Origin of the sequence: Psychrobacter sp. DAB_AL32B (assembly GCF_002224105.1) — a bacterium.
Taxonomy (GTDB): domain Bacteria; phylum Pseudomonadota; class Gammaproteobacteria; order Pseudomonadales; family Moraxellaceae; genus Psychrobacter.
On sequence record NZ_NEXU01000022.1, the window covers coordinates 1 to 12,930 of the forward strand.

At 42.2% G+C, this 12,930-nt stretch carries 9 protein-coding genes; 6 read left to right on the forward strand and 3 right to left on the reverse strand.

The window, feature by feature from the left end:
* The coding region (locus tag CAN34_RS03185) for a PHP domain-containing protein (protein WP_121509217.1) at positions 1 to 683 on the reverse strand (683 nt) is incomplete at its 3' end.
* A gap of 307 nt (positions 684 to 990) precedes the next feature.
* Positions 991 to 2,928, reverse strand: coding sequence for a gamma-glutamyltransferase (ggt, locus tag CAN34_RS03190; protein WP_254423064.1), 1,938 nt, complete (start codon positions 2,926 to 2,928; stop codon positions 991 to 993).
* A gap of 206 nt (positions 2,929 to 3,134) precedes the next feature.
* On the opposite strand from ggt, the gene CAN34_RS03195 reads away from it, so the two are divergent.
* The 3 genes from CAN34_RS03195 to CAN34_RS03205 all read left to right on the forward strand — a co-directional run bounded on the left by CAN34_RS03195 (position 3,135) and on the right by CAN34_RS03205 (position 7,709).
* Positions 3,135 to 3,569, forward strand: coding sequence for a hypothetical protein (locus tag CAN34_RS03195; RefSeq protein WP_089554419.1), 435 nt, complete (start codon positions 3,135 to 3,137; stop codon positions 3,567 to 3,569).
* Positions 3,570 to 3,782: 213 nt separating this feature from the next.
* Positions 3,783 to 5,849 (forward strand): hypothetical protein, encoded by a 2,067-nt coding sequence (locus tag CAN34_RS03200; protein ID WP_089554420.1) that lies wholly within the window; start codon positions 3,783 to 3,785, stop codon positions 5,847 to 5,849.
* An 87-nt stretch (positions 5,850 to 5,936) separates the two neighbouring features.
* The gene (locus CAN34_RS03205) at positions 5,937 to 7,709 is read left to right on the forward strand and encodes a hypothetical protein (RefSeq protein WP_089554421.1); all 1,773 of its coding nucleotides are present in this window, start codon (positions 5,937 to 5,939) and stop codon (positions 7,707 to 7,709) included.
* 161 nt (positions 7,710 to 7,870) lie between these two features.
* Here CAN34_RS03205 and CAN34_RS03210 read toward each other — a convergent pair whose 3' ends face one another.
* Positions 7,871 to 8,401: a Spy/CpxP family protein refolding chaperone gene (locus tag CAN34_RS03210; RefSeq protein ID WP_089554422.1), complete on the reverse strand. Its 531-nt coding sequence runs from the start codon at positions 8,399 to 8,401 to the stop codon at positions 7,871 to 7,873.
* A 172-nt stretch (positions 8,402 to 8,573) separates the two neighbouring features.
* Between CAN34_RS03210 and CAN34_RS03215 the strand changes: the two genes are divergently transcribed.
* The 3 genes from CAN34_RS03215 to CAN34_RS14160 form a co-directional block, all read left to right on the forward strand.
* Positions 8,574 to 9,260 carry a response regulator transcription factor gene (locus CAN34_RS03215; protein ID WP_079691870.1) on the forward strand — a complete coding sequence of 229 codons (687 nt, stop codon included), beginning with the start codon at positions 8,574 to 8,576 and terminating at the stop codon, positions 9,258 to 9,260.
* A complete protein-coding gene (locus tag CAN34_RS03220) occupies positions 9,260 to 10,924 on the forward strand; it encodes a cell wall metabolism sensor histidine kinase WalK (protein ID WP_254423065.1) in 1,665 nt (554 codons plus the stop codon). Before CAN34_RS03215 ends, CAN34_RS03220 begins: the two co-directional genes overlap by 1 nt.
* Positions 10,925 to 11,232: 308 nt before the next feature.
* Positions 11,233 to 12,930: ESPR-type extended signal peptide-containing protein (locus CAN34_RS14160; RefSeq protein ID WP_302476509.1), on the forward strand; the 1,698-nt coding region annotated here is incomplete at its 3' end.

Sequence of the window (12,930 nt, forward strand, 5' to 3'; positions counted from 1 at the left end):
GTTTGCGGACGATTTTGGTCTGCAAGTACGTAGGAGCCAGCAATACAAACCCGCGCTTCATGAGCATCGAAATCATCTTGCTCTAAAAACCGTACGTCGTTATGGGCAATAATAGGTATATTGTGTTTAGCACCGGCATGAATAGCGGCGTTAATAAAAGCGTCTTCACCTGAGCGATTGGTCCGCTTAATGGCAAAATATAAGCGATCGCCAAACTGTTCTTGCCATTCTGTAATCAGCTCATCGGCTTTTTCTGGCATAGAGCCGACTAACGCTTGACCGACATCAGATTTTTCGGTAAATAAGACGATGACACCAGCCGCGTGCTCTAAAATATGGCTGCGCTTGATGACAGGCGTGCCATGATTGGTAGGGTCGGCGCGACCTTCGGTAAAGCCAAGCGATACAATACGCGTGATGTTTTGATAACCTTCGTTATCCATTGCTAGCAGAGTTAGGCGCGTGTCTTCATTCTCCATGATGACTTCACTACCGATGATTGGCTTGATACCAGCACCTAAGCAGGCACGGTAAAACTTTACCGTAGCATAAAGATTGGATAAATCGGTCAAGGCAAGCGCGCTTTGATTGTCTGCCGCCGCCGCTTTAATCAACGGCTTAATACGGACGATAGAATCGGTAATTGAATATTCGCTGTGGATGCCAAGGTGTACAAATGCCATAGAAGACTCTTACTGATGCGATCGAGAAGGAATGAGTTGTATGATGATAAATTTTTTATTATCAATACTTTATGTTTTTTTAGGGCGTAGTAAAACGCTAAAGTTTGTATTTTTAAGGTTTAAATTTGGTCGTTAATAATAGCATTATTTGGCGTAGACAGCCACTGATTCGGTTGGTTTAATCTCTTTGAAACACATAGGTAAGTTATTTGGGTAATATAAAAACCACATAAAAAATCATATTAAAAAGCCCTCTACACTATAAAGGATAGAGGGCTTTTTTAGTGACTAACCCAAAAATTGTAACCTAATATCCAACCACCGCCGCATCGACAATACGTGGGTCGGATGCACCGTAAACACCGTTTGGCGTCATCATTATCGACTGCGTTGAACCCATGGCTGATTTTGGGCTGACGGTATGTCCCATTGATTCAAGTTTTTTAACGGTATCAATATTTAATGCTTTTTCAACTCGAATCTCATCGGGCAGCCATTGGTCATGAATACGAGGCGCGTGAGTGGCCTCAGCGATATTCATATCGTGATCGATGACGTTTGAGATGATTTGCGTAACGGTGGTAATGATGCGGCTACCACCTGGGCTACCAGTGACGATATAAGGTTTACTGTCTTTAAACACTAAGGTCGGACTCATAGAAGATAAGGGACGTTTATTTGCTTCTACCGCATTGGCTTCACCGCCCAGTAATCCATAACCGTTAGGGACGCCCGGCTTGGCAGAAAAATCGTCCATTTCATTATTGAGTAATATCCCTGTACCTTCAGCGACGAGACCAGTACCGTAAGAAAAATTCAGCGTATAAGTATTGGCGACTGCGTTGCCGTCTTTATCAACGATAGAGAAATGCGTGGTTTGATCACTCTCATAGGGTAGTGGATTATTGGCTTTGATGGTTGCTGCTGGCGTGGCTTTGTTTGGGTTAATTAAGGCGCGCAGTTTATCGGCATAGGCTTGTGACGTTAAGCCGCTGGCAGGTACATCAATAAAGTCAGAATCACCCAAATACTCAGCACGATCTGCATAAGCCAATTGCATTGCTTCTGCCATTAAGTGAATGGTTTGTGCGCTGTTTTGTCCGTAGTCTTTTAATGGATAGCCTTCTAAAATATTTAAAATCTGTACGATATGTATACCACCAGAAGATGGTGGTGGCATAGAGACAATTTCATAACCGCGATAATTACCCTTCACAGGTTCACGAGCGATGGCTTCATAATTGGCTAAATCCGCTAAGCTCATATTACCGCCCGCCTCATGGACAGCCTTAACCAATTTACGGGCCGTTTCGCCTTTATAAAATCCATCAGCGCCTTTTGCTGCAATTAGCTTTAGCGAATGAGCAAGCTCTGGTTGTTTCAAACGCTCACCCGGCTGATAAGCGCTGCCGTCAGCTTTAAAAAATATCTTTTTAGTACTAGGCCATTTTTGCATACGATCGCTTAAGGCGGTGAGCGACTCAGATAAGCCAGCGGTGACTTCAATACCGTTCTCTGCTAATGCAATCGCTGGTGCCATGACTTGCCCGCGGCTCATGGTGCCATGATCTTCCAACGCTTTGAGTAAGCCTGCGACCGTACCCGGTACGCCAACCGCTAAGCCATGATATTGAGATAAGTCGCTAACTGCATTGCCATCCTTATCAAGATACATATCGCGCGAGGCGCTACTAGGGGCTTTTTCGCGATAATCTAGCGCCACCGTTTTGCCTTGCTTGGCATCATAAACCATCATAAAACCACCGCCACCGATATTGCCAGCGCGCGGCAGAGTGACTGCTAAGGCAAAACCAACGGCCACAGCGGCATCGACCGCATTACCGCCATCTTTTAAAATCTTTAGTCCGATATCAGAAGCAAGTGCTTCTTGGGTAGCGACCATGCCATTTTTTGCCCAGACAGGGTGATGGATAGCGTCTTCAGAATAGATGGCTTGATCAGCTTGGGCATTGCTAGTCGTGGATTTGAGACTATTGCTTTTGGATCGTGTAATACGTTTGGTTTCGGACAATACCGTTGGAGCGTCATTCATAATCGCTAGGTTTATGGCGCTGGTATTGATTGAATTCGTGTTTATGGTGCTTTTAGTGGGCTCAAGAGCATGAGCAGATACAGAGACTAAAAAGGTACTACTAATAAGTACAATAGCGGCTTTAATTTTTGTTTTGTTGCGAGAGTGATGACGGTGAGCGTCCTGATGAATTTTTGAGTTTGATTGATGCATCGTAAAATCCTTTTTACGTGAAAAAAGAGGGTAAGGTGTGATTGCGAGTGTTATTGGTCAATATTGTTACTGGTTAATCACACAAATATCTTACCTCAAAAAATAGATGGTTACTAAAATTAGATAAATAATTAAAAGATTAATAATTGTATTACAATAAAATTTTGTTATTAATCTCACTTTATCCAAAATCTCTGGAGGTTATTATGAATAAATTATTAGCAGCAGCGACAGGCTTAGCTTTTGCGTTTGGTGCTGTTCAAGTACAAGCTGCGCCGACTATCGAAGAGTTTATGTCTGCTGAGAATGGGTCAGGTTATTTTAATTGTGCTTATAAACTTAAAATTGCCAGCAAGAAGTGCTTGGTAACAACCTCAAACATTAATTCTTCAAAGGATTCTAGGGCTAGAAAGATTTTTGGTGTTGATGAATATCTACCATTACTGACCATCAAATGGCCAGATGGTGACAGTAGCCGTTATGTAGATATAGGCGGTGATGAGGTTTATGAGCTGATTAATTTAGCAGACCGTAAAAGCTATAATTATAAAACGATTAAAAATGGTCGCCAAAGTATAGATTTTACAAAAGGCTTGGTCATTATTAATGATGACTATAAAGAACATATCCGCTTATGGTAACTAACTTTACTACTTGGTTAATGTGTAATGCGAAGCGCTATCTCATTTGATAGCGCTTTTTTGTTTTTTTAAATACAAACGTAACTATAAAAATTAATAAATTTCTCTAAAATATGTCTATATCCTTCCTAAAATGTAACCTTTTATGTTATAAATAACAGAATAATAACTAATATTACAATTGTCTGTTTTTTATCAAATAAAGGGATTTTTATGGGGCAGCTTACTTCTCAAAAACGCACCTTAGCGCATGACGCTCAAGCGCCAGTTATAAAATCATCGATTACCTATAAAAATCGTCCTATAAAACTCGTTATTTATGCGCTTACTGCCGCTAGTACTACAACGATGTTGATGGGCTGTCAGACAAATACAGCGTTGTCGCCGTCTAGCCAAACACCCGCTACCACCATAGATTTTAGTATTGCAGATAGCAGTCGTAACCAAGCGCAATCCCAAGCTTTTAGCAGTCAATTAAATGCGAATGCCGAGCAATATCAACAGCTATTTAATCAAAGCAAAAACCCCAATATGGAAACGCACGCTAAGACCCGTCTGCTTAGCGCGATCCAAAAACATTTAGCCAATGAGCATGTCGCTGTTTCGCAAGCCAATTATCACTCTGTTCCTTATATTAAAGCCGATAGTATTGATGCCGGCTCAAGCAGTTTTTTTAGAACACTGCTTGAGCTTTATCTCTCTAAAAACACAGAAACAGATGATTATAGTGAATACGAAGAAGCGGCTGACGCGACTGAAGAAGATGGCGAAGTAGATAATGCTGCAGATAGCTACCCTGAAGAAGATAGCTATGCAGCGGCATATAGTGAAGTCGAAGAGGCTGCTGCAACTGAGGTACTATCATATGATGAGCTTGGCTATGACCAACATGGTTACGACGAATATGGCTATGATGAAAACGGTTACGATAGAGATGGCTACGATGAATATGGCAATTCTCAAGATAGTAGCGATGATGAAAATGACAGTGATTATGGCGATAACAGCGACAGTGACTACAGTAACAGAGATTTAGCATCAAAAATTCGTGGCATAAATGCTCGTGGTTTACTTAATGATTATGAAAATATGCAAGCCAGCAAAGCCGCAAATGGCACTCAGGATGAAAACACCATTCGTACTTATCCTGGAATGCTAACCCAACTTGTCAATATGTTCATCCGCACCCCTGAGCAAGTTGAAGCGATGAATGCTTACCAATACCAATATTTAACGGTCAATAGCGTCAGTCACTATAAACCACAGCAAAAACAGTTACAGAGTGTTTATAGCTATGATTATGTGTCGCCAACGATTAGCTCATCTGTACAGATTCCTCTTGCCCTCGACTTTACCAAAAGCGCAATCACTATCGATCCATCAGCATTGATGCCTATCTTGGCACTGGGCAATCCTGAACATACACCGCTACCAGCACAAATGACCTCGCATACGGTGAATTTTGGTTTACCTGAAGCTATTACCTCGCAAATACCTTCAGCAGTGATTTATAATGCAGTGATGAGTGCTTTACAAAATAGTATGGCAGAGCTAGAACCAGAATATTTCAGCGCTGTTGATATTCGTGATGATCAGTTTGCTAAGCAAGTCGGTGCAGATAGAGCAGTAAAAGTTTATTTTGGTAGCAGGCAAAGTGGTGAGATGATAGGAAAAATGGTAAAAAATATCTCACGCTCACTACAAAAACATATCGATGAAAACCCTAATAGCTATCCTGATGATACGGTGCTTAAAACAGCGATTGCCAAGATTGAGCTATACAATAAAGGCTATCAAAGTGCTGACATGGGTGCATTACTACAGCTGGTAGAAGCAGTTAGTCCTATTTCTTTTAATCACATCAATTATTACTACTTAGATGGCTCAGATCGTCTACTCGCCAAGCAACAACGAGTCAATATCGGCAGTGGTTTTTTTGGCTCACAAAATACAGTCTTGAATCAGACTCGCTACGATAACGCCAGTTTTAATAAAAATCCGTTAACGCCATTATTGGCACAGTCATTTGGGGCAAAGGCCCCTGCGGCTATAGATGGCAATGCTTGGCTTGCAAAACAGCGCCAGCAAGAAGAGAGGCTTGAGAAGGCTCGTTATGCACGTTATGACTATGTGGAAGCTAGTACCGATTATGCAGAGGCAAGCGCCGACTATGCAGATGGCTATGAAGATGATGGCTATGCAGGTGATGATAGTAGCTATGTAACGGATGAAGCAGCAGACATGGAAACTGAGGCAGAAGTATTCGAAGGCAATGACTGAGACATTATCACGGTTAATCATAATCACGGTCAATCATAGTTGCACCATATATAAAGTCTTTATATAACGCCTTTTAAGGATAAAAAAATGAAAAAATTGAATGATGATAGTGTGGCATTATCTGATATCAAAAAAACCAAAAAAATGTGCTTAGCGACTTCTAAATCAGTGATGATGTTGAGTGCTCTGGTAACGAGTGCGCTACTGATAACGGCTTGCCAGTCTACCAATCTGAGTCAATCTAAGAGTTTGAGTGCAGATAATACGCCTAGCGCTGCCAAAGCAGCATTAGCAACCGCACTACAGCAGCAGAGGCGACAGTCTTTTGCCTATCATAGTAATATTGAGATTGTGAATCAGCAGCAGTTTACAGACATCGATAGTACGCAATTGGCGGTGTCAGAAGAGGTTGATAGCTATTGTGATGACACCCACGACAACGCTTATTCTGAGCTACTACTTAAAGCGCAAGCAGACAATAAAGATATTGCAGCGCTTGATTATGATACTCAGCGCGATGCACTTAAGCAGTCGTATCTAGTATGTACTGATGCTTATCAGGCATGGAGAGACAATCATTATGATAGTACGGCTTATAGCGTTGATGAGTCGGCTGAGGATATTGTAGATGCAATAGCAGCGGAGGAGGCAATGGCGACATCAGTTCCAGCGTCTGATATGGATTCCGCTAGCGAAGCAAGCGTTGCTAATGTCTCTATTACTCCTGTTTCACCCTATTACGAAAAGCTATTTAATGAATATGACAGCAAGCAAACCAAGCTAGATGTCAAAAAATCGCAATTATTAGATGCTTATTTGCTACAGCCATTATCTATGAATGCGCAAGGCGTTTATCAGCCACTGGCTGGCAAGTTTACGATGTTGGGTAGTGTGCAGTATTCGGCGCGCAACCATCATAGTAGTATCAATCAGCCTATTTACGTCGATTTTAAAACGGGTAGCCTCTATCTATGGGCTGACAATTTTGCATTACTGACATCGAAGCTTGCCGATGATAAATTAGGTACCAAGTGGCAAAATAAATGGCTAAAAATAGCGCTTGATGATGGTACGTTACCTAAAGGTTTTGGTCGAGCCGTGGTAAAAAGTCATATTGAGGCAGGAGACAGGGTTTATGCCAAGGCTGCTATGAGTCAATTTGATTTTATAGCGCTAAACATGTTGACGGCACTTTCACCTAAATTGACTGAACAACAGCTAGCGCCTATGCTTAATAGTGCGAAAATTATCCGCCGTGTGAGAAGTAACGCTGAAGATGAGCAAGCTTATAAAGACTACATGGATACTTTTTATCAGCTTATTACTCAGCAATACCCTGAGCTAATCATAAAAAGCAGCTCTAATACGCAAGATGATGCTTACCCTGCGGATGGTAAAATTACCAGTAAATGGTTGGTCCAGCAAGGTTTAGAAAAAATGAAAGATTTTGCGGATGATAAAAATCTAAAAACTCAAGAAAGCTCATTAACTGAACTCACATCACCTACGCTAAGTTCGGGTCTGCCTGTGCAAGAGCTATATGGTTTTAGTAAGAGTGGTCAATTGCAATGGCAGCATAGTCGTCATTATCTTCCGACTAAAGAAAGTACTGAAGCCACTGCACAAAACAGCTTCATTATCGACGCACTTAACCAATATATGCCTATCCGTGCGCAAGATAAGGCATTTCCTAATTTACCTAGTGACAGTCAGGTGCCTAATGCTAGCAACAGTATTGATCTAAAACAATATAGCGCTGAGCTTGCAGAGTATTACCGTCAAGGCAATGGTACAGCGATGGGAAAAATGCTGTTTAATGTACTACCAATGTATAAACAGCGGTTTAGCACGATAGATTAAGAGACGGAGCTTGATAAAATAGGTTTGGGATCGCTCTAGAAACTAGCATAAAGCATAAGCTATTAAACGATTGAATTCTTAAATAAATCAGCAAAAAAGCGCACCGGCTAACCGATGCGCTTTTTTAAATGGTCAGATTTTAATTAAATAATAGTAGTCAATCACATGCCTTGCTGTTGATGCTTGCCATGCATGTTACGGTTTTTTGAACCATGATGACCTTTTGCCTGTCTTTCTGATTTTAATTGTGCCATTTTCTTACGTTGTTCGGTAGTCAGCACTTGTGAGATTGCATGTTGCATCTGCACGCGTTCGATAAAGCGTTGCTTGGTTTTAGCTGCTTGCTGATCCGCAAGACGATTGATGGCAGCATTATCCAAGGTATTAGCATTCGTCAATGCCTGCATCTGCTGCTGCATTTGCGCACGTTCTGCTTGATATTTCGTGCGGTCATTTTTGCGATCACTATATTTTTCTTGCATAATGGCTTTGATTTGCGTTTGCTGCTCGGCTGTCAAATCCAACTGTGCCATTGAACCGCTCATACCGCCTTTGTTCATACCTTCTTTATGATGCTTTTGCATTTTGCTAGTTGTTGGCGCAGTATCGGTGGTTGCATTGACACTGGTACAAGCAGTCACTGTAAATACGCTAGATATCGCTAATACTGAGCCCATAAATAATTTTTTCATCGTAATATCCTTGATTGGTTGTCTGAACCTGCTTTTAATAGAACCTATGATAAAGCAGATAGAGGTTACGATGCTTTATGAAAGATTAAGAAAGGTAACGTTTATAGCGAATTGATAAGCAATTGACTGATAATATGGCTAATAAAGCGATCTAGCGCTGAAGGAGAAAGATGTGCCACATATATTACTAGGCGATGACGACGAAGAATTGACCCAATTGTTACAAGAATACTTGCACAATCATGGTGTGACATGCGACTGCGTTCACGATGGTGAAGCCGTTATAGAGCGGTTAAAAACAGCGATGCATGACGACTTACCTTATGATTTATTGGTGCTTGATATTATGATGCCAAAGATAGATGGACTTAGCGTGCTACGTCAGCTGCCAACTATCAGCGATATTCCGGTCATTATGTTGACGGCTAAAGGTGAGGAGATTGATCGTATCATTGGGCTTGAGCTTGGTGCGGACGATTATATTACCAAACCTTGTAATCCACGTGAATTGCTGGCGCGTATCAATGCCGTGATTAAACGTACGGCGACCCCTTTTTTAGAGCATACCCCGCTACCAGCAAGCCGTTTGCATCTTGATCAGACCCAGCGAATTTGTCAAATAGACAATATAGCGTTGCAAGTGACCGGTACAGAGTTTGACTTATTGGTTGCGTTATTAAAACAAAAGGGCGAGGTGGTGAGCAAAGCATGGCTGTCAAAAAACGTATTGCAGCGTGAATTACAACCGTTTGACCGTAGCCTTGATGTGCATGTTTCACGCCTACGTAAAAAACTCCAACCTTTTCATGATGAGCCGATTAAGGCGATTCGTGGTAAAGGTTATCAGCTGGTAATTTAATGACTGACATAACTGATATGACTAAAATGACGGGTTCATCAATAGAAAAACCGAAATTTAGAGTGCGTATAACGCTATTTTGGCGACTGTTTTTGAGTTTGCTATTGATGATTCTTATCACGTCTATTTTATCCATTTCGGTTGAGCGCTGGCTTAATGAGCGAGAGTTGGCGACACGTATGGATTCTCAAATCGAAAAGCTATTGACTCAGCGTGAACGGTTAGTGACATCCTTGCAAGCAGGTGATTTATCCACCGTTAAGCAGGTTTATAACGAAGACCGCAGACTAATGAGTCAGATAAGAATATATGATGAGCAAGGCGCTATCATATTTCCTAGATATCGTTTTAGGGAAAGTCGGGGAGAGCAACGTCAAGCAATAGACTCACAAACCTCTGCGTCTTCAGAAAATCGTGGCTCTGTGAGTGATGCTTTTGATCATAAAGAATCGGACTATAGTAAATTTAGTAATAAAGCGCGTGCCGATAGAAACCCTTATAGTCGTTACGATTTAAACAGTGATAGCTTAAATAGTGATAAGTCAGGCGAACAACCTTTTAGTCTTAACCATATTTTGCAGCCCAAGCCGTCTCGTAAAGCCATTGCTAATGCCGACAGCAGCCCCGAGTTGGCTGATATGATGGTCGTGTTACCTGATGAGCAGACAGTTATTATACAGCTGCGTCCACACTTACTATTTAAGGATGTGCTGGAGTTGCAGCGCGGTAATTTTACGCTGCGGCTAGGATTAATTATTCTGTTTAGTGTCTTGGTGTGCTTTTGGCTCAGTCGTACCATGACTCAACGCATTCGCCGTGTGCAACATACCGTGCATCGCATGCTGGTTGGGGATTATCAAGTTAACCCTAGTCTATCAAGGCTAGGCACAGATGAGCTGGGGCTACTGGCAAAAGACGTGGCTCAATTGTCCACGCGTTTGGCTGATAGTGAGCTGGCGCGCAAGCAAATGTTAAGTGACATTTCCCATGAACTGCGCTCACCACTGGCGCGTCTTGATGTGGCGACTGAGCTAACTCGAGATTTTGCACCGCATGCTGATCGCTATCTTGACCGTATTGATAAAGAATCTGCCCGTATGAATGAGCTGATTGAACAAATCATTCGTATTCAATCCCTACAAATGCAGCAATACACTATCGCTAATATAGAAAATGAAACAGTAGATATCTGTGAAATTATCAGCGAGATTGGAAAAGATGTTTGTTTTGAGTTTCAACATAAAAATGTACATTGGCAATGGCAGCCAAACGCCTCTTTATCGCGAGAGTCTTGCACGGTTATCGGCAATCAAGAACAGCTATACAGTGCTCTGGAGAACATCATTCGTAATGCTTTTATGCATACTGCTGTTGATTCGACAGTGATGGCTGATATACAAGCCGTGAAGATGAATAACCAAACGTCAGCTATCCAAATAAGTATCATTGATGAGGGGGGTGGAGTAGCAGAGCAGGATCTAGAGCGTATTTTTCAGCCTTTTGTTAGGCTTGATAGCGCGCGCCATCGCGAAACAGGTGGTTATGGATTGGGATTGGCAATAGTTTATGCAGTAGTGATGGCGCATAAAGGTCAGGTTGGTATCTATAACCGTAAAGACGATATGCAAGGTCTAATTGTACAATTGACCATACCTGTTAAGTAGCACTAATGAATAAGAAATAAAATAAAATCTTTATATTCATAATTATGAATATATCAGACGAACGGTATTAAAACCCCGACGAACGGTATTGAGACTCTCTGTATATTCGTTAATAATCATATACAGAGAGTAATAATGAATTTACAAAACAAGGCGTTTTATTTCTAAAGCACTAATATAAGTAACAATTCGTGTCTCACTTCAATCCTATATATTTATAACGACTTTATTTTGTAGCATTAACTCTCTAAAAGATGGATTTTAACTTTGCTTTTTAAATCTGATATGTCTGTAAGGGAGTATGCGTCATGAACAGGAATTATAAAGTCATATGGAACCGCTCGTTAGGCTGCTTTACTGCTGTTGCAGAATATGCAAAATCGCGTGGTAAGTCATCAAAATCTAGCGTGAGCTCAAACGCTACTATCAATACTACCTCTGATATTTCTTCTGCCAGTATTTTCCGTATGACTACTCTTGGGTTGGGGTTAGTTGTCGCCGGATTTAGTATGCAGGCGATTGCTGCACCTTGCGACGGTAGTGCAGAGGTAAAGTGCGGAACTAATGCTACAGTAGGTGCTCTTAATGGCATTGCTATAGGTAATAATGCCACAGTCTTAGGTAGTCAAGGGATAGCAATTGGTGGGGGTTCAAGCGGTCAGAACACCACTGCTAGTGGAGACCAATCTATCGCTATTGGTGCGAACGTTGTCTCATCAGGTGCATCATCTATCGCCATTGGCGGTGATGATTTAGACACCGCCTCTAAGACCAACTTCGATGGCAGTATATCTACAGGTGCATTAAATAGTGGTCAGGTCAATACGACTTTTAATGAATATGCTGGTCGAGACTTGTTAGAGTCATGGGATGCGTATGGTGTATATACTGAAGCGAGTGGTGCTGCCTCTATTGCGATGGGTGCAAAAGCGCGGTCTGCTGGTAACCTAGCAACTGCTATGGGTATTCATTCGAGCGCATCTGGTATAGCTTCATCAGCATTTGGTGTAGCATCATCAGCTACTGGACAAGGCGCACTAGCATTGGGTGCAGGTGCAAAATCTTTGACACAAGACGGGGTGGCACTAGGTTCAAGGTCAGTGGCTAACGTTGCAGGCGGTGCAGCAGGTTTCGCTCCAACAAGTGCCAGTGTAGCAGACAAAGCTGCTATCACAGCGACTAACAGCACAAGCCTTGGTGCTGTCTCTCTTGGTAATGCTAAAGACGGCACTCGTCAGATCGTCAATCTAGCAGCTGGTACCAAAGACAGTGATGCGGTGAACGTAAGTCAGTTAAAGTCGTTAATTAACATTGTTAGTGAAGGCCAAACGCATTACTACAGTGTTAATGATAATGGAGTAGCTAAAGCGAACTACAATAATGACGGTGCTACGGGTGGAAATTCGATGGCAGCTGGTATTGCTGCTACAGCAGGCGGTACTTTTGCTACTGCTATAGGGACTGACGCGAACGCTCAAGGATATGCTTCAACTGCCTTAGGAAATGAGGCTGATGCTACTAAAACTAATTCCTTAGCGTTAGGGCGACAAGCTAAAGCTACTGGAATTAACAGTACGGCTTTAGGGTGGGAGGCCTCTGCTTCCGCTGAAAATAGTATGGCTTTAGGCCGAAAAGCAATTGCAACAGGGGCTAACAACATAGCATTAGGCCGAGAAGCTAATACGTCTGGTAGGAATAGTACGGCGTTAGGGTTGCAAGCCTCTGCCTCCGCTAATAATAGTATGGCTTTAGGTACAGAAGCAAAAGCTATGGCTAATAAAAGTATCGCGCTGGGGGAAGGAGCTAATGCTACTCACGAAGGCTCTGTTGCCTTAGGTAGCGGTTCTGTTGCTGATGGTACAACTTTAACTACGGCAGCATTCCAGCCACTAAACAGCAATGGTAGTCTAATTGCTGTTGCAGCTCCAACAGCAAAAAGTGAAGTTTCGGTAGGCTCTGCTGGTAGCGAGCGCCGCATTACTAATGTGGCAGCTGGTGCGACTGAT